Here is an 18,587-nt window from a genome sequence, read left to right as displayed (position 1 = left end):
GAACCCAAGATACCGCAAGGGCGGATACCGACTCTCGGTTACAAGTTTGCGACATGACATGACGCATAACGACAATCTAAGTGCGAAAACCGGACTGCATCGCGGGGGACATCAACGAAAAAGGGCCGGATAAATCCAGCCCTTTCAATGATTTATATATGTATCTACGCGTGCAGATCAGAAGTTGAGAGAGATGTCACGGTGATAGGCCGTACAGGATGCCATCTCGAGCGCCTGATCTCGCGTAAAGCGCGCCTGCTGGCGGATACCCAGGGTATCTCTGATTCCGTCCAGATAGGCATTCAGCCCATCACGCAGCTTGGCATCAGCCTCGGCGCGCCATGTCAGCTGTGCCTCGAAGGCGTCCACTGCGTCCTCATAGGCTTCAAGCGCTTTCTCACGATCCGGGGTCTTGGCCTTCAACGCTTTGCGCGCCTTGCCAAGGGCTTTCTTCACGTCATCCGCACCTTCGACCTTACCGAACACTTTAGACAGTTCATTCACAAGATCTTCCGCCTCATCTTCCGGCGTCGACATGATCGTCGCCTTCATGTCACGCAGATCCTGCTCCAACGCTTTGAAGGCGTCATTGGCGTCCAGCACAGCCAGAACCGAAAGCGGCGCTTCCCATGCCTCATCCGCCGCACGACGATACTTGGAACGCGCAGTGTTTTCTGCCTTGGTCAGGGTTTGGAACTCTTTGTGCACTCCTTCCCAGCTGGCCGGGATCCCCGCGTGAAGATGCTCGATTTCAGCCTTCAAAGCGGCTGCTTGCGTCTCAAGCTTGGCTTTCTCAGCGACCTGACTTTCGTCACGCATCCGGCTGGCAAGTTTTTCAAGCTCGTCCACTTCGCGCTGGATGTTGCGGATCTGCTTTTCGATCCCGCGTACCAGGCGCAACTGCGGACGATATACGCCCGACGCCGCCTGCACAGCGTCAGCCGCCGCAAAGGCACCTTCCAACTGCGCAATCGCGTCGTCAGCCGCATCCAGACCATCGGTCAGATCACCTGCCAAATCCTTCGGCAACCCAGACAGGTCCAGACCACGTGCAGCCGCAATGGCATCACGCGTAGCCGAGTTTTGCGCCAATTGCTGACCCACGTAATCCTCGACACACAGCTGTAGTTTCGGGTTGCGCGGCGGCGGGCTGCTTTCCGACAGGAAACTGACGCGGTTGGGCAGATAGTTCACCAAGGGCGGGTACAGACCCACGATCACCAGCGCCGCAATCTGCAACGAGATGAAAGCAATCACGCCCTTGTACATCTGCACCGTCTTCACGATCGCAGGGGCCACCCCGCGCAGATAGAACAGAGCGAACCCAAACGGAGGCGTCAGGAAGCTGGTCTGAATGTTCAGACCAATCATCACACCCAGCCAAACGGCGGTGATGTTTGCCTCGGGATCGGCCAGCAGGATCGGGGCCACAATCGGCACCACGACCACGGCAATCTCGATGAAGTCCAGGAAGAAACCCAGAATGAAGATCACCAGCATGACGATGAAGAATTGCGTCCAGAACCCGCCCGGCAGGCCCAGCAGGAATTCTTTCACCAGATCCTCGCCCCCGAATGCACGGAAGGCGGCGGTCAGCATGGCGGCGCCCAGAAGGATGATGAACACCAGCGATGTCGTCTTTGCCGTTTCCAGCATGACGCCTGCCAGAGTGTTCTCGATCTTCAGCACACGCCAGCAGGACCAGATCAGCGCAACCATCAACATGACCGACCCGATCGCACCCAGAATGATGCCGAGCCGGTCTGTGCCATCCTCGATCGCTTTAACGTTCATGTCGAAGTTGAATAGGGCAAAAGCAATCAATGCCAGCGCCGCAATTGCCAAAAGCGCTGGATGATAAAGCCCTTTGCTGGATTTCGGCAGGCGATAGCCCGCCATGATCATCGCACCCGCGGCTCCAATGGCACCGGCTTGGTTCACGGTGGCCACACCTGCAATGATCGATCCCAATACAAGGAAGATCAGCGCCAGCGGCGGCACCAGAGTGATCAGAATGTTCTTCAGGAACGTCCCATCATACTTGCCCTCATAGGGCACGGCCGGGGCCTGCTTGGGTTTCAGGATCGCGTAGACAAGAATGTACAGCATGTACAAACCCACCAACAACAGACCCGGAATAAACGCGCCCAAAAACATCTCGCCGGCCGACGTCGACCCCACATCGAAAACCGACGGCATGGACAGCTCGCCAGTCGCTTCCTTGTGCAGCGCTTTGCGCGCGGTCGACGCCTGGTCGGTGGCCGAAGCCAACTGGTCGGCCAGAATGATCAGCACGATTGAGGGCGGAATGATCTGCCCCAGCGTGCCCGAGGCCGCAATGGTCCCGGTCGCCAGCGACGGCGAATAGTTGTTACGCAGCATGGCTGGCAGTGAAATCAGGCCCATCGCCACAACGGTCGCGCCGACGATCCCGGTGGTGGCCGCCAACAGGGCACCCACGAAGACAACCGAGATGCCCAGACCACCCGGTACGGGGCCGAACAGCTGTGCCATCGCGACCAGAAGGTCCTCGGCGATCTTGGATCGTTGCAGCATGATGCCCATGAAGATGAAGAGCGGGATGGCGATCAGGGTATCCCTCTCGACCTCCCAATAGACGCCCCTAAGGTTCGTCACCCCCGCAGAAAGCCATTGGTTTGGCCCGCCCGAGTGGAAATAGGCATCTGTCGAGCCTGCAAAGATATAACCGGCACCGGCCGCAAGACCGATGGTGATGATGGCCGCGCCGGGAAGCGCAAAGGCCACTGGATAGCCGGACCCAAGGGCTGCGGCCATGATCAGGATAAGAAGGGCTAGGAAGTAGAATTCCATCTGTCGTGTCCTTAATGGGCCGCCGGGGCGACTTCGCGGTGTCCGGGCTCGTCACGTTTGTCGGCGACGGCCTCAAGGAAATAGCTGACGAACTGGATCAGCATGCTGATGGCGAACACGCCAAGGAAGGCGGCCATCTGGTATTTGATGAACATGCCCACGCCACCAGACTGCGAGATCTCGAAATTGATGATCGGGCTGTTGATGATCGCGGTCTTGCCGTTAAAGCCAACCGCAAGGATCACCCAGACGGTGCTCATCCCAAGCGCGATCGAGCCAAAGGCGTTTACAAAGCCGCGGGTCGTGCGGCCGAAACCGGCATACAGCACGTCCACGCGCACGTGGCCTTCCTCGAACAGGGTATAGGCCGAGGCAAACAGGAACAGGGCCGCGTACCAGTAACGCACAAGATCGCCCATCAGCGCTTGCTCAAAGCTGAACACAAAGCGCGAGATCACGATCAGAAGCTCGGCCGCGACGATCATCAAGGCAAGCCACGTGAAGCCCAAGGTGCGCGTGAACAGTGCAATGATGAAACCCGCCACGATCAGCGGCATGTGGATATAGGGGCCAACCCAGCGCGACTTGTTGAACAGCTTGACGGTGTCTTCATTGAACATTCCGTCCAGAATGCCCTCGACCCGCATAAAGGCGATGGCGCTGTCCGCGACACCGACCAGCAGGACGGACCAGAACATGGCGCGGATCAGATAGACATTGAACTTGTGGATCTTCATCGCGTCCCAACGCAGCGCGTTGGCTTTGGTGCTAAGGACATAGAACGCCGCGACCGCGATGCTGACGATATAGACCGCCAGATTGGCCCAGCTGCCACCCGTCGCGCCGCCTTGGAAGATCGGCTTTGTGCCGGGCATGCCGAAGCCTACGACCAGTGTGTTGTTAACCAAAAACGCGAACAGGAAGCCAAGCATGCCCCATGCAAACAGCCGTGGGCCAATCGCCGGGCTGCCTTCGCGTGAAATGTCGGAAAAATCGGTTGCCATCAGCTCCCCCGGGGTCGGTTTGCGTAAGGGTCAAGGCAGTGGTCGCCCTTGCGCCTTACAAAAGAGCGGGACCATTTCGGCCCCGCTCTGATTGCTTTTCAGCGATCTAAGGCTTACTCGCCCAGACCCAGCACGCGGTTACGCTGGTTGATGTAGCCCACTTCGAACTGAGCCATCATGGTACCCATCTCGCGCAGTTTCGACTGGAAGTCGTCGTTGATACGCGCAGCCAGCTCTGAGTGGTCGCGGGTTTCTTCGAACACTTCTTCTGCGGCTTCACCGAAGCTGTCCCAAACATCGTCGTTGAACGAACGGACTTCTACGCCCTGCTCGTCAACCAGCTTGGCCAGATACTCGCCGTTCTTCGCGATGTTTTCTTCGTGCGATGCGGCGTGCTCTTCGTTACAGGCGGCCTCGATCACGGCACGCTCCCAGTCGGACAGGCCGTCATAGAACGCACGGTTCATGCTGAAGGACAGACCACCACCCGGCTCGTGCATACCAGCGGTGTAGTAGTACTTTGCCGCTTCGTAGAACTTCATGAAATAGTCGTTGTACGGACCAACCCACTCGGTCGCGTCGATGGCGCCCGACACCAGGTTTTCATAGATCTGCGAACCGGGAACCGACACGGTCGATGCCCCAAGCTTCGACAGAACCTGACCACCCAGACCAGGAATACGCATTTTCAGACCTTTCAGGTCGTCAGCGCTTTCGATCTCGCGGTTGAACCAGCCACCGGCCTGCGTACCGGTCGAACCAGCAGCAAGAGCCTTCAGGCCAAACTCGCCCGAGACTTCGTCCCACAGTTCCTGACCGCCACCAAACTTGATCCACGCATTCCATTCAGGCGTCGACATGCCGAACGGCACCGAGGTGAAATACGCAAAGCCGGGGTGCTTGCCGGTAAAGTAATACTCGGCCCCGATATAGGCCTGAGCGTTACCAGATGCGACTTCGTCGAATACGTCGAAGGCCCCAACACGTTCGCCAGACGCAAAGTATTCAACATTCAGTGCACCGTCGGACAGTTGGCCGATACGGGCGGCCAGACGCTGCGCCGAAATACCCAGGCCCGGGAAGTCCCGCGGCCAGGTCGATACGATGGTCAGGGTTTTGCCACTTTGGGCAAGTGCGGGCGTTGCAAGAGCGGTTGCACCAGCGCCCAGCGCTGCACCCTTTAGAAACTTACGGCGTTCCATATTGGAAATTCCTCCTCCGAGTTCTTAATTTTGTTCTTCTAAGACGCACAGGTAAACCACTGGCCCGCCTGCGCTGCCACGGTAATTACTACGCAGCTAGATTTAGATTTCAATTGGAATCTACTTAACTGGTAAAATATTCTTACCAGAGTACGTCATTCGTATGCTGATCCAAGAAAACCAACAACACCATGCGATCGCTTGCCCAAAACTGAACCCCAACACTCTGGAAATTGACACAGTTTTCTTTACCGCACGCTGCTTGACGTAACGTCCACCACCCGCTCGACATTAATTAACAATCTGGACATTTCATTTTCTGAACTATATCCGAGCGCTTACCATGGAAGGAAGCCGTTCGATGAACACACCTATTGGTCTCGACACTGACGGGCTTGAGCCAGAACTACGTGCCCTGATTGGCGTCTTCTCGCTCTATACCTATATTGACACAAATATGCGTCAGCAGGGTGACGACTGCGGCGGCCCCAACCTGGAACGCAAGGTTCTGGTCAAGCTGGACCGCCCCAAACGGATCGGCACCTTGGCCCGCGATCTGGATGCACTGCCATCGACCATGACAACCGTGGCCGACCAGATGGAAGCGCGCGGCCTGATTGAACGCATGCGCGACCCGGAAGACCGGCGCGCGTGGCTGCTGTGCCTGACGGAAAAAGGCCATCAGCAGCGCATGGAAACTGTCGGCCTTGCCCACACACTTCTACACGAGACGCTCGGCCTGTCCGACGACGAGGTCGAGGCATTCGCCCAGATCTCTTTGAAAATACATCTGAAAATCCAAGAATTGAATAACGGCTGAGTAATGCACATGACCCATTCTACCCGTCCCCTTGTTGCAGCCATACTGGCAACGGCATTGTCCTTAAACGCGGCCGTCGCACAAGACAGCACCGCCCAGCTGGACACCGCAAAACCGGTTAAACTGATGACCATCTCGGAAAACCAGCAGTCGTTCTCGCGCACCTTCTATGGCAAGGTCGTTGCCCGCCAGACCATTGATCTGGCTTTTCAGGTCGGCGGTCAGATCGTCGACCTTCCGATTATCGAAGGCGAGCTTTTGCCCGAAGGCAGCTTGATTGCCCAACTGGATCAAGAGCCGTTCTCGCTGGCACTTGAGCAGTCCATCGTCCAGAAAGATAAGGCCGACCGAACAGTCGAGCGTCTGACCAAGCTGAGTGGGAATACGGTCAGCCAAGTCACGATCGACGACGCCGAAACGCAGGCCAGCCTTGCCGACATCGCGTTCCGTCAGGCTGAGAAGAACCTGGACAACGCCACGCTTTACGCCCCGTTCGACGCGCTGGTCGCTTCGCGCAATGTTGGCAACTTCAACACCATTGGTGCTGGCACCCCCATCGCTCGCCTGCATGACATGAGCGAGATCCGCATCGAAATCGACGTGCCCGAGATCCTGTTCCAGTCCGCGGGCGACGAAAAGAACATCCGGATCATGGCGCATTTCGCAGGTCACCCCGAAGCCTACCCGCTTGGCATCCGCGAGTTCAACGCCGAGGCCGCCGCAGCAGGTCAAACCTATCGTCTGACCCTTGGGATGGCGCCGGTTGAAGGCTTGCAATTGTTGCCTGGCTCGTCCGTGGATGTGCGCATCAGCGCGACGACCGACTCACGCGAAATCAAGCTGCCCGCCACCGCCATTTCCGTTGACCCTCAGGGCAACACGCTGGCCATGCGCTTTGTTGAAGGCGGCGAAGGTACCGGCACGATTGCCGCGACTCCGATCGAAGTTACAACCGCCTCGGACGGTAATTTCATCGTGACCTCGGGCCTGTCAGGTGGGGACGTCATCGTCGCCGCCGGTGCATCGTCGGTGCAGGATGGCGAAACCGTGCGTCCGTTTAACGGCTTTGCGAACTGAGGCCCGACATGTTGAACATCGCCCGCGCCTCGATCGAGAAGCCGCTTTATACGTGGCTGATCATCCTCACCATGCTGTTTGGGGGAACCTACGGCTTTTTCAATCTGGGCCGCCTTGAGGACCCCGCATTCACCATCAAACAGGCCGTTGTGGTCACCCAATACCCCGGCGCCAGCGCCGAACAGGTCGCGACCGAAGTGTCTGAACCGTTGGAAAGCGCCCTTCAGAAGATGGAAGAGGTGGACAAGATCACCTCGACCAACCGCCCCGGGGAAAGCCGGATTGATATCGAGATCAAGTCGACCTATCCGGCCGACGCCCTGCCCGACATCTGGACACGGCTTCGCGCGAAGGTTCGTGATACCTCCCGCAACCTGCCCTCTGGCGCCATGACGCCCTTCGTGAATGACAGCTTCGGGGACGTATTCGGCCTGTATTACGCCGTCACCAGCCCCGGCTTCACCGATGCCGAACGGCACGAGCTGGCCACCTTCCTGCGGCGCGAGCTGCTGGCAGTGGATGGCGTCGCCGACGTGGATCTGGCAGGCCTTCCCGACGAGGTGATTTATATCGAACCCAACATGACACTGGCCGTCAATCAGGGCATTCCGCCGAATGCGATTGCCGGGGCGGTGTCGACCTCAAACTCGGTCGCGTCTGCGGGCGGGCTGGACAATAACGCCGGGCGTACCATGTTCCGCGCGCCGGAAGGCTCGGAAACCATCGGTGACATTGCGTCGCTGAATGTGGGCGTGAACGGTGTGCTGGTCAACGTCGCAGACATTGCAAATGTCTCGCGCCAACGCGAGGCAAACCCCGACCAGATGATCCGCTTCAACGGGCAAGAGGCCTTCACTATCGCCATCGCGGGCCTTGAAAGCGAAGACATCGTTCAGGTCGGCCATCGCGTTGACGCCCGCATCGCCCAGCTTAGCGAAAACATCCCGCACGGGATCGACCTGCACCCGATCTATCAACAGCATCTGGTGGTCGAGCAAAGCTCGAATGACTTCCTTGTGAACCTCGCCATGTCCGTGGGGATCGTGATTGTTGTGCTGGGTGCCTTCATGGGCTGGCGCGCGGCCATCGTGATTGGTTCGACGCTTTTGCTTACCGTGGTGGGCACCATCCTGTTCATGTGGCTCTTTTCCATCGAGATGGAGCGTATTTCGCTGGGCGCCCTGATCATCGCAATGGGGATGCTGGTGGACAACGCCATCGTTGTGGCGGAAGGGATGCAAATCTCGATGCTTCGCGGTCGGAATTCACGCGAAGCGGCAGATGACGCCGCAAAGAAAACGCAAATCCCGCTTTTGGGCGCCACCGTCATCGGCATCATGGCCTTTGCGGGCATCGGTCTGTCTCCGGATTCGACCGGGGAATTCCTGTTCTCGCTTTTCGCGGTGATCGGCATTTCGTTGCTTCTGTCATGGGTGCTGGCGCTGACCGTGACCCCCCTGCTGGGCCACTATCTGTTCAAGCACGATAATCAGAACCCCGAAGACGCTTATAACGGGCCATTCTTCCGCCTGTATAAACGCACACTCGATCTGGCGCTGTCCGCACGCTGGATGGTGATCGCGGCACTGGTGGCCATCACTGTAGTTTGCTTTGCAGGCTTTGGCCAAGTGAAGCAGCAGTTCTTCCCGAACTCGAACACGCCCTTGTTCTTTGTCTACTACAAGCTTCCGCAAGGCAGCTCGATCCATCAGGTGTCGGACGATCTTGCACAGATGGAAGCGTGGTTGCTTGAAGAAGAGAAGGTCGTGTCGGTTGCGTCCTATGCTGGGCGCGGGGCGTCCCGCTTCATGCTGACGTACGATGGCGGCAAGGACAATCAAAGCTACGGCCACCTGATCATCCGGACCGAGGTTCTGGACGACATTCCCGACCTGCATGCGCGCCTTGAAAGCTTCGGCAAGGAAACCTTCCCGCAGGCTGAGTTCCGCGTGCAGCGACTGGTCTTTGGTCCGGGCGGCGGTGATCCCATTCAGGCGCGCTTCTCGGGCAGCGACCCGAAAGTCCTGCGTGAACTGGCGGACCAAGCCGCAGCGATCATGCACAAGAGCTCGGACAGCCTTTTGAACCTACGCACCGACTGGCGCGAGCAAGAGCTGGTGATCAAACCGATCTACGCCACCGAACGCGCGCAAACCGCAGGCGTGAACCGCGATGACATCGCCGCGACTCTACAGTTTGCCACAGATGGGCAACGCGTGGGCGTCTATCGCGAGCGCGAGCGCCAAATCCCGATCATCATGCGCCGCCCGCAGGAGGAACCGTTCAATATCTATGACCAGCTGGTCTATTCGCCGGTCGCGCGCAGCCATCTGCCGATTGAACAGGTGACGGATGGGTTCGAGGTGCACACGGAAAACACGCTTGTGCACCGACGCAACCGCGTTCCCACGATCTCGGTCGGGGCGGATGTGATGCCGGACGTGACCGCTGCACAGGCCCATTCCGAAATCCGCGCCGCGATCGAGGCGATGCCGCTTCCCCCCGGCTACAAGCTGGAATGGGGTGGTGAATTCGAGAACGCCAGAAAAGCACAAGCCAGCCTTGGGGCGCAGTTGCCAGTCAGTCTGCTGATCATGGTCATGATCTCGATCCTGCTGTTCAACGCGATTCGTCAGCCGATCATTATCTGGCTTTTGGTGCCCATGTCGGTGAATGGCGTTGTGGTTGGACTTCTTGGCACGGGCCTGCCCTTCAGCTTCACCGCGCTTCTGGGTCTGCTCAGCCTGTCGGGGATGCTGATCAAGAACGGCATCGTTCTGGTCGAGGAAATCGACCTTGTCCGCGCCGAAGGCAAAGCCCTGCGCCCCGCGATCATCGAGGCTTCGGCATCCAGGGTCCGTCCCGTGGTGCTGGCTGCCGTGACCACCATCCTTGGCATGGCACCGCTACTCAGCGACGCCTTCTTCGTGTCGATGTCGGTCACCATCATGGGCGGCCTTGCCTTTGCGTCGATCCTGACGCTGGTTGCCGCCCCGGTGTTCTATTACGTGTTCTTCAAACGCGACGAAGCACGCGACGCTATTTCTGCGACCTGACCCACCCCAACTCACGGAAGCAGAAAAGGAAGGGCGGCCCATTGGGTCGCCCTTTTTTCATTCAAAATGCGGGCTTGATAGCGCGAACTAACGCTAACGCGAACTTATGTGCGATGCGCTAAAAGGAATGCTGACGCTCAAGCGTTTGCAGGAAGAGAGATGTGATCCGATTGGGGTTTGGCCTACGTCGCGTGACCGCGCAGAAAGTCGTGCGATAATACAGTTGATCAGGCAGGACCGCTTTCATGCTTCCGCGTTGCTCGAAATCCTTAGCAAGGTGATCGGGAAGAAACCCGATGTAACGCCCGGACAAGATCAGAATGGACAGCGCATGTTCGCTTTGAACTTTGGCCGCACGACGCAGCCCAAGCTTTTGCCCTACATGCAGGTTGGGTGAGTTCACACTGATGCCCGCATAGTTGGTCTGGCGCACGTCAGCCATCGAAATCTCTGCGTCACTGCGCTCGTAAAACTCGTGTTCCCGGCCACAATACACATACATGTTTTCGCCATAGATCGGCACATAGTTCAGGCTGGGCGAGGGGCGGTGCTGCGCGATGATGCCGATATCCAGCTCTCCACCGATCACCTTGGTTTCGATGGCCGTCGGCGGTTCAATCGAGAGGTCGATTTCGACATTCGGCGCGGCAAGGTTAAAGGCAGCAATAGACTTTGCCAGATTCACCTCGGGATTCGAGGCACATTGATCAAAGAGCGCGATACGGATGGTGCCGACCAACCTCTTCTTGATCTCATTCACCTCGGCGCGAAAATCCGAAACGCTGCCCAACAGGCTCTTAGCCGCCTGAAGAACTTTGGCGCCGTCCTCGGTCAGGGCGAATCCGGCCGGTCCCCGATTGCACAATCGCAGGTCCAATCGGTGCTCAAGGTCTGAAAGATGCTTCGAAATGGTAGAGCGGCCGATGTTCAATTCGGTCTCGGCAGCGGCCAAACCACCGCTTTCGACCACCGATTTGAAGATCCGCAGCAGTTTCAGGTCAGCATCGCCGATATTATTAACAAGTGAATTCCGTGCCATAGTCATGTTCGCAATATATGAAACTTTGCGCGCATAAGTTTATATTTTTGAAACGTTAATGGCAACCTACCCTCTTTGCACCGAGGCGAACGGGATCATTGAAAGCGCATGAGGAGAGCGCATTCCGCAGTCGCCCGATCATCCAAGATGACAAACCGGGAGGACATCCATGTCATTTTTCAAGAAAGTCTGCACTCTGACCGCAGCCGTATCTGTCACCGCTTTGCTTGCTGCTGGCGCAGCTCAGGCGAAAGACTTCAAGATCGCTGTTGGTGACGGAGCTGGCGGCACTCAGGAAGCGCTGGGCAAGGCATTTGTCGCAGCTTTGGAAGAAAACACCGGCGGCAAGCACACCGCATCGCTGTTCCTGAACGGTCAGCTGGGGTCCGAGCAGGACACCGTGAACGACGCTGCGATCGGCACGCTGGATTTCTCGATCCTGGCCATCAACAACGTCACCCCGTTCTCGCCGACCGTTGGCACGCTGACCCTGCCTTACATGATCCTGAGCCTGGAAGATGCTGAAAAGCTGACCCAAGGCCCGGTAGGTCAGGAACTGGTGGAAAACACCATTCGTGACGCTGGCGTCCGCATCATCGGCTGGGCCTATTCGGGCTTCCGCGTTCTGACCAACTCGAAGCACCCGGTGACCACCGTGGCCGACCTGTCGGACCTGGTCATCCGTACGCCGAAGAACGAAATCATGATCGCGACCTACCAGTCCTGGGGCGTGAACCCGACTCCGATGGCATGGTCGGAAACCTTCGCTGGTCTGCAGACCAAAGTTGTTGATGGTCAGGACAACCCCTACATCACCAACTACGCGATGAAGTTTGATGAAGTTCAGACCTACGTCACCAACCTTCGTTACCTGTTCTCGATCGAACCGCTGATCGTATCGGAAGCCGTGTTCCAGGACATGTCGGCTGAAGATCAAGCTGCCGTTCTGGCCGCTGGCGAAGCCGCAACCGCGTTCTCGGCGCAGTACCTGCGCGACGAAGAATCCAAGATCAAAGTCGTCCTGCAAGAGCGCGGCATGGAGATCTCGGACCCCGCAGACGGCGAAGCCGAGTTCATCAAACTGGCGACCGAAGCAGTCTGGCCGAAGTTCTACGACTCGGTTGGTGGTATCGAAAAGCTGAACGCAGCCCTGGCCGAAATCGGTCGTGACCCGGTCCAGTAAGCACACCCTGTGTCACTGAAAAAAGATAACGAGGAAGCGCCACGGCGCTTCTTCGACCACGGGAGGAGACTGCAATGTTCTGGAAATTTCTAGACAACATCGAAAGCATCATTTGCCGCTTTCTGTTGTCGGGCTTTGTCTTACTACTATTCGTGCAAATCCTATCGCGCGAACTGTTTGGATATTCCTTCAGCTGGATCGAAGAACTTTCGGTCTACATGTTCGTCTGGTTCGTCTTTTTCGGCGCCAGCTATGCGGCACTGAAAAGCGCGCATAACCGGGTCACGTTCCAGTTCAAATTTCTGCCTGCCCGCTACATCAAGTGGATCGAGGCGTTCGCGGATCTCTTTTGGATCTTCTTCAACGTCTACTTCATCTACCTGTCTTATGATTTCGTCTTCAACAAGATGAACAAGTTCTGGAAGTCCCAGACTTTGGGCGTCGAGATGAAATACATCTACATGGTTCTGCCGGTCGCCTTCACGCTGATGACGATCCGCATCCTTCAGGTGAATTACAAGAAACTCGTCCTCGGTGATAACATCGCCGATCCCGACCAGATCGACCTTGATGAGATCAAGGCGAGCACGGGTGGGGCGACAGATGTGGACGAAAGCCGGTAACGGCGATTCGAAGGGGAAATTCAATGGAAACTCAAATCGTTACACTCCTATTCGGGTCGTTTCTTGGGCTGCTTTTACTGGGCGCTCCGATCACCGTGGCGCTGGGCGTCTCGTCGCTGATCTCGTTCCTGTATCTCGATGAAAACCCGATCAAATTCGTGCAGATCGCGTTCACCTCGGTGGGGTCCTTCCCGCTGATGGCGCTGCCTGCCTTCATTCTGGCCGGTGCGCTGATGGAAGCCGCGGGGATCTCGAAACGACTGATCAATGTGGCTGAAAGCCTTGCCGGGCCGTTCACCGGCGGCATCTCGGCCGCCACCGTCATGGCCTGCCTGTTCTTCGGGGCGATCTCGGGCTCGGGTCCGGCCACCACCGCTGCCGTCGGGATGCTGATGATCCCGGCAATGATCGAGCGCGGCTATGGACGTGGTTACGCCTCGGCGATCACCGCGTCGTCCGGCGGTCTTGGCATCATCATTCCGCCCTCAATCCCGATGGTTATCTTTGGCATCGCGGCCCTCGGCATGGCGCCCCCGCCCGAAGCGGTCGAGAAATTCGGCACCTTCCAGTCGGTATCGATCTCGAAGCTGTTCATCGCGGGCTTCGTCCCTGCCTTCCTGATTGCCACCAGCCTTCTGATCATGAACTATATCATGTCGAAGAAGCGCGGCTTCAAAGGGTCGGCTGAAGGCTGGTCCCCGCGTGGTGTCCTGTGCGAGATGTATCGCGGCTTCTGGTCGCTGATGGCTCCTCTGGTGATCCTTGGCGGCATCTATTCCGGCTTCTTCACCCCGACCGAGGCCGCAATCGTCGCGATCTTCTATACCCTCGTCGTGGGCGTGTTCATCTATCGCGAGCTCACCTGGTCGTCGCTGTTCCAGTCGCTGGAAAGCACCACCTGGCTGACCGGTCGCGTGCTGCTGATCCTGTTCACCGCAACGGTGTTTGGCCGCCTGCTGGTGGAGAACAAGATCCCAGCAATCATCGCGGACAACATGCTGAGCTTCACGGACAACCTGTATGTGATCTGGGCGCTGATCATCTTCTTCCTGCTCTTCGTGGGCATGTTCATGGAGACCCTGGCAACCATCCTGATCCTGGTGCCGGTGATGCTGCCGGTGGCCTATTCGGTGGGCATCGACCCGATCCACTTTGGTGTGGTGATGGTGTGTACGCTGGGCATCGGCTTCCAGACACCTCCGCTGGGCGAGAACCTGTTCATCGCATCGGGGATATCCAACATCTCGATCGAAAAGATCTCGATCCGCGCGCTGCCCTTCGCTGCCGTGAACACGATCGCGATCTTCATCATCGCCTTCTTCCCCGAGCTCTCGCTCTGGCTGCCACGCCTGTTTGGCTACTGATGAAAGGGTGACACCATGACTGTACTGATCACCAATATCCTTTTCGCCACGGACCTGTCGAAGAACTCGACCTATGCGCTTCGCCATGCGGCGTGCATTGCCAAGGCCACCGGCGCCTCTATTCACGTCCTTCACGTGAACGAGCCGATGTCCGAGGACGCCCGCGTGGCAATCGAGATGTTCGTCCTGAACGAAGAAACCCGCAAGACGGCTCAGAAGCGTCGCCACGACATGGTGAAGAAGGTTCTGGCCGAGCGGCAGGCACGGTTCTGGGGAAGCTTCGATGGTGAAGATGACCAGATCCGCGATCTGGTCTCGTCGGTGGAAGTGACCGACGGCCACCCCGCCGAAGTTATCCTGCGCCGCTCGAAGGAAATGGGCTGTGACCTGATCGTTCTCGGCGCGCATGACCACGGGTTCTCGCACACTTTTCTTGGCTCGGTGGCCAAGCGGGTGCTGCGCAGATCTCACATCCCAACCCTGATTGTTCCTTATCTGGGCGATCAGGACCCCCTTAAAGACTGAAAGACCTGACCAATGACCAAGACCCTGACTGCCCAAGATCTGGCCGACACCTTTGATGCGTTCAACCGCCACGATGTTGATGCGGTGATGACCCATTTCGCCGACGACTGCGTGTTCTTCACCGTGGCCGGAGACGAAAAATACGGCAACAAGATCGAAGGCGCCGAAGCCATTGCCAACGCCTTTTCCGCCGTGTGGGCCGGGATGAAAGACGCGCACTGGGATCACCACTCGCATTTCGTGCACGGCGACCGTGCCGTCAGCGAATGGACCTTCTCGGGCACCGATGCGAACGGGATGCGGATCGAAGCCGAAGGGGCCGACCTGTTCACCCTGCGTGGCGGTCAGATCATCGTGAAACAGGCGCTTCGAAAGACGCGCCCCATGTTCAAAGCCTAAGCCCGGAGCGCGAGCCTCGCCTCTGACATCCGGGCCCTGAAAAAGGCCCGGATATTTCTTTCTTCAACCCCTGTTTCGGGAGTGTCCCTCATGGTTGACCATACCCTTCCCCGTCACTGGCCCAAGTCCAGCTATGACCCGAAATACGACCCGATCATCGACGCGGGCCCCGGCCACAATCGTGACCACGCGCCGACTTATTGGATCGGTACTGCGGGCGAGCCGCCCGCAGATGACGGGCCTGTCTCGTCGGATATGGATGTGGATGTTGTCGTTATCGGCTCGGGCTATACCGGCCTATCCACCGCGATCCATTTGGCCAAGGAATACGGCATTCAAGCAGTCGTGCTTGAGGCCAACACAGTGTCCTGGGGCTGCTCGACCCGCAATGGCGGGCAGGCGCAGATCTCGTCCGGCCGCTTGAAGCGTTCACAGTGGATCCAGCGCTGGGGCGTCGATGTTGCCAAAGGCATGCACCGCGAAGTGGCCGAAGCGTTCGAGCTTTTTGAAGACCTGATCGCGCAGGATGACATCGATTGTGATCCTCAGACCGGTGGCCACTACTACATCGCGCACCGCGAGAAGGTGTTGCCGAAGCTGGCCAAGGAAGCTGCGCTGCTGAACGAAACATTCGGCTATGGCGCACGCATGATCAGCCGCGAGGAACTGCACGAGAAACACGTCAAAGATCAGGAAGCCGTCGGCGCAATGTGGGAGCCCGACGGGACCTGCATCCACGCCGGTAAGCTGGCCTTCGGTTATGCCAAAATGGCCCGCCGCCTAGGTGTGAAAATCCACACTGGAAGTCCGGTCATGGGCTGGGAAACCAAAGGCGACGTGCACCACCTGCGCACCCCGGGTGGCATCGTGCGCGCCAAGTCTGTGGCGCTGGCTACGGCGGGCTACACGCCCCCCGGCCTCAACAAGAAAACCAAGCATCGCCTGATGCCGATTCTGTCCAATTCCATGGTCACCCGCCCGCTGACTGAAAGCGAGTTGAAAGAGTGTGGAATTCAGACGAAATCGCCGCTGACGGACACACGTACCTTGCGCCACTACTATCGCCTTCTGCCCGATAACCGGATGCAGATCGGCTCGCGCAGTGCCGTCACGGGGCGTGATGCCGAGAACAACAAGCACCTTGAGCTTCTCAAGGCTGGCTTGGCCCGCAAGTTCCCCGCGCTCGAGGATATCAGCCTTGATTACTCGTGGTGGGGATGGGTCGATGTCAGCCATGATATGATGCCGCGGATCTTCCAGCCAAATCCTGCTGAAAAGATTTATTACGCAATGGGTTATGGTGGTAATGGTGTGATGTATTCGGCCCAGGCTGGACGCCGCATGGCGCAGCTGGTCGCGGGCGATAAATCGGATAAGGCATTTGACCTTCCGATCTTCACCTCGCCCCTGCCCAGCCATGGTTTGCTGACCCCGTTCCGCCGTTTGGGGCAGAGATTTGCCTATGTTTGGTACTATCTCAACGACGAGGTTCTGTAACAACATCAACGGTGCGGGTGCGATGAATCTTGCGTGATCTCACCCGCTCCTCTCGCTATCTGGATATAATCTGATTTTATATCTGGCCCTACATTCAGTCGGGGTAATACCCCCTTAACAGACACAAGCAACACACATGCTGTCGCTGCCTGACAGCGACCAACAAAAGGATCAGCACAATGAAAATGACGACAGAAGAAGCCTTCGTAAAAGTGCTTCAGATGCATGGGATTGAGCATGCGTTTGGTATTATCGGGTCGGCGATGATGCCGATTTCGGACATCTTCCCGGACGCTGGCATCACCTTCTGGGACTGTGCGCATGAAGGCTCGGGCGGGATGATGGCCGACGGGTACACCCGTGCGACCGGCAAGATGTCGATGATGATCGCGCAGAACGGCCCGGGCATCACCAACTTCGTGACCGCCGTCAAAACCGCCTATTGGAACCACACCCCGCTTCTGCTGGTGACCCCGCAGGCCGCCAACAAGACCATTGGTCAGGGTGGCTTCCAGGAGATGGAGCAGATGCGCATGTTCGCTGACTGCGTCGCCTATCAGGAAGAGGTCCGCGACCCCGCGCGTGTGGCTGAAGTTCTGAACCGCGTGATCATGAACGCCAAGCGTGCCAGCGCGCCCGCGCAGCTGAACATCCCGCGCGACATGTTCACCCAGATCGTCGACATCGACCTGCCGGCGATTGTTGAGTTTGAACGCCCCTCGGGCGGTGCAGAAGCCGTGGCTGAAGCGGCCAAGCTGATCTCGGAGGCCAAGAACCCGGTCATCCTGAACGGCGCGGGCGTTGTTCTGTCGAAAGGCGGCATCGAGGCCTCGAAAGCCCTGGCCGAGCGTCTGGACGCACCGGTTTGCGTTGGCTACCAGCACAACGACGCCTTCCCCGGCTCGCACCCGCTGTTCGCTGGCCCCTTGGGCTATAACGGCTCGAAAGCCGGTATGGAGCTGATCAAGGACGCGGACGTTGTTCTGTGCCTCGGCACGCGCCTGAACCCGTTCTCGACCCTGCCGGGCTATGGCATGGAATACTGGCCTGCAGACGCCAAGATCATCCAGGTCGACATCAACCCGGACCGCATCGGCCTGACCAAGAAAGTGTCGGTTGGCATCATCGGTGACGCCGCCAAAGTGGCTGAAGGCATCCTGGCACAGCTGAGCGACACCGCCGGTGACGCAGGTCGTGACGAACGCCGCGCCACCATCGCGCAGAAGAAGTCAGCCTGGGCCCAGCAACTGACCGAAATGACCCACGAGGACGACGATCCGGGCACCACCTGGAACGAACGCGCACGTGCAGACAAGCCCGAGTGGATGAGCCCCCGCATGGCATGGCGCGCGATCCAGCAGGCGCTTCCGAAAGAGGCAATCATCTCGTCCGACATCGGCAACAACTGCGCGATCGGCAACGCCTACCCGTCGTTCGAGGACGGCCGCAAATACCTGGCGCCGGGCCTGTTTGGTCCCTGTGGCTATGGTCTGCCGGCTGTTGTCGGCGCCAAGATCGGCTGCCCGGACGTGCCGGTTGTGGGCTTCTCGGGCGACGGTGCCTTCGGCATCGCCGTGACCGAGCTGACCGCCATCGGCCGCGAGGAATGGCCCGCCGTGACCCAAGTTGTCTTCCGCAACTACCAGTGGGGTGCGGAAAAGCGCAACTCGACCCTGTGGTTTGACGACAACTTCGTCGGCACCGAGCTGGACCAGCAGGTCAGCTACGCCGGCATCGCCAACGCCTGTGGCCTGAAAGGCGTCATCGCCCGCACCATGGACGAACTGACCGCCGCGCTGAACCAGGCCGTGGAAGACCAGAAGAACGGCATCACCACCCTGATCGAAGCGATGATCAACCAGGAACTGGGCGAACCCTTCCGCCGCGACGCGATGAAAAAACCCGTCAAAGTCGCTGGCATCAGCAAAGACGACATGAAACCGCAACAGGTTTGATGAACCCTCCC

14 protein-coding genes are annotated in these 18,587 nt (G+C 58.3%); 10 read left to right on the top strand and 4 right to left on the bottom strand.

What is annotated here, in order from left to right:
- Positions 1–177: 177 nt before the first annotated feature.
- The 3 genes from MWU53_RS10515 to MWU53_RS10505 form a co-directional block, all read right to left on the bottom strand.
- The gene (locus MWU53_RS10515; RefSeq protein WP_247093076.1) at positions 178–2,832 is read right to left on the bottom strand and encodes a TRAP transporter large permease subunit; all 2,655 of its coding nucleotides are present in this window, start codon (positions 2,830–2,832) and stop codon (positions 178–180) included.
- A gap of 11 nt (positions 2,833–2,843) precedes the next feature.
- On the bottom strand, positions 2,844–3,836 hold the full coding sequence (locus MWU53_RS10510) for a TRAP transporter small permease subunit (protein ID WP_247093074.1): 993 nt from the start codon (positions 3,834–3,836) through the stop codon (positions 2,844–2,846).
- A gap of 113 nt (positions 3,837–3,949) precedes the next feature.
- Positions 3,950–5,038 carry a TRAP transporter substrate-binding protein gene (locus MWU53_RS10505; RefSeq protein ID WP_247093072.1) on the bottom strand — a complete coding sequence of 363 codons (1,089 nt, stop codon included), beginning with the start codon at positions 5,036–5,038 and terminating at the stop codon, positions 3,950–3,952.
- Between the two features lie 361 nt (positions 5,039–5,399).
- Between MWU53_RS10505 and MWU53_RS10500 the strand changes: the two genes are divergently transcribed.
- The 3 genes from MWU53_RS10500 to MWU53_RS10490 are packed head-to-tail and all read left to right on the top strand — an operon-like array spanning position 5,400 to position 9,991.
- Positions 5,400–5,858: a MarR family transcriptional regulator gene (locus MWU53_RS10500; RefSeq protein WP_247093070.1), complete on the top strand. Its 459-nt coding sequence runs from the start codon at positions 5,400–5,402 to the stop codon at positions 5,856–5,858.
- 9 nt (positions 5,859–5,867) lie between these two features.
- Positions 5,868–6,935: an efflux RND transporter periplasmic adaptor subunit gene (locus MWU53_RS10495; RefSeq protein WP_247093068.1), complete on the top strand. Its 1,068-nt coding sequence runs from the start codon at positions 5,868–5,870 to the stop codon at positions 6,933–6,935.
- Between the two features lie 11 nt (positions 6,936–6,946).
- Positions 6,947–9,991 (top strand): efflux RND transporter permease subunit, encoded by a 3,045-nt coding sequence (locus tag MWU53_RS10490; protein WP_247093511.1) that lies wholly within the window; start codon positions 6,947–6,949, stop codon positions 9,989–9,991.
- Between the two features lie 118 nt (positions 9,992–10,109).
- Here MWU53_RS10490 and MWU53_RS10485 read toward each other — a convergent pair whose 3' ends face one another.
- Positions 10,110–11,030 (bottom strand): LysR family transcriptional regulator, encoded by a 921-nt coding sequence (locus tag MWU53_RS10485; RefSeq protein WP_247093066.1) that lies wholly within the window; start codon positions 11,028–11,030, stop codon positions 10,110–10,112.
- A gap of 169 nt (positions 11,031–11,199) precedes the next feature.
- Between MWU53_RS10485 and MWU53_RS10480 the strand changes: the two genes are divergently transcribed.
- The 7 genes from MWU53_RS10480 (at position 11,200) to xsc (ending at position 18,576) form a co-directional block, all read left to right on the top strand.
- The gene (locus MWU53_RS10480; RefSeq protein ID WP_247093064.1) at positions 11,200–12,213 is read left to right on the top strand and encodes a TRAP transporter substrate-binding protein; all 1,014 of its coding nucleotides are present in this window, start codon (positions 11,200–11,202) and stop codon (positions 12,211–12,213) included.
- A gap of 74 nt (positions 12,214–12,287) precedes the next feature.
- Positions 12,288–12,836, top strand: a complete 549-nt coding sequence (locus MWU53_RS10475; RefSeq protein ID WP_247093062.1) for a TRAP transporter small permease — start codon at positions 12,288–12,290, stop codon at positions 12,834–12,836.
- Between the two features lie 23 nt (positions 12,837–12,859).
- Complete coding sequence (locus MWU53_RS10470) at positions 12,860–14,200, top strand: TRAP transporter large permease (protein ID WP_247093060.1); 1,341 nt, start codon at positions 12,860–12,862, stop codon at positions 14,198–14,200.
- A gap of 15 nt (positions 14,201–14,215) precedes the next feature.
- Positions 14,216–14,725 carry a universal stress protein gene (locus tag MWU53_RS10465; protein WP_247093058.1) on the top strand — a complete coding sequence of 170 codons (510 nt, stop codon included), beginning with the start codon at positions 14,216–14,218 and terminating at the stop codon, positions 14,723–14,725.
- Between the two features lie 12 nt (positions 14,726–14,737).
- Positions 14,738–15,124, top strand: a complete 387-nt coding sequence (locus tag MWU53_RS10460) for a nuclear transport factor 2 family protein (RefSeq protein WP_247093056.1) — start codon at positions 14,738–14,740, stop codon at positions 15,122–15,124.
- Positions 15,125–15,214: 90 nt separating this feature from the next.
- Positions 15,215–16,621 (top strand): FAD-binding oxidoreductase, encoded by a 1,407-nt coding sequence (locus MWU53_RS10455; protein WP_247093054.1) that lies wholly within the window; start codon positions 15,215–15,217, stop codon positions 16,619–16,621.
- A 179-nt stretch (positions 16,622–16,800) separates the two neighbouring features.
- Complete coding sequence (gene xsc, locus MWU53_RS10450; protein ID WP_247093052.1) at positions 16,801–18,576, top strand: sulfoacetaldehyde acetyltransferase; 1,776 nt, start codon at positions 16,801–16,803, stop codon at positions 18,574–18,576.
- Positions 18,577–18,587: the final 11 nt, after the last annotated feature.

Source organism: Aliiroseovarius sp. S1123 (assembly GCF_023015885.1).
Lineage (GTDB): Bacteria > Pseudomonadota > Alphaproteobacteria > Rhodobacterales > Rhodobacteraceae > Aliiroseovarius.
The sequence above is the reverse complement of the archived record's forward strand: the minus strand, read 5'-3'. Positions and strand labels throughout refer to the sequence as shown.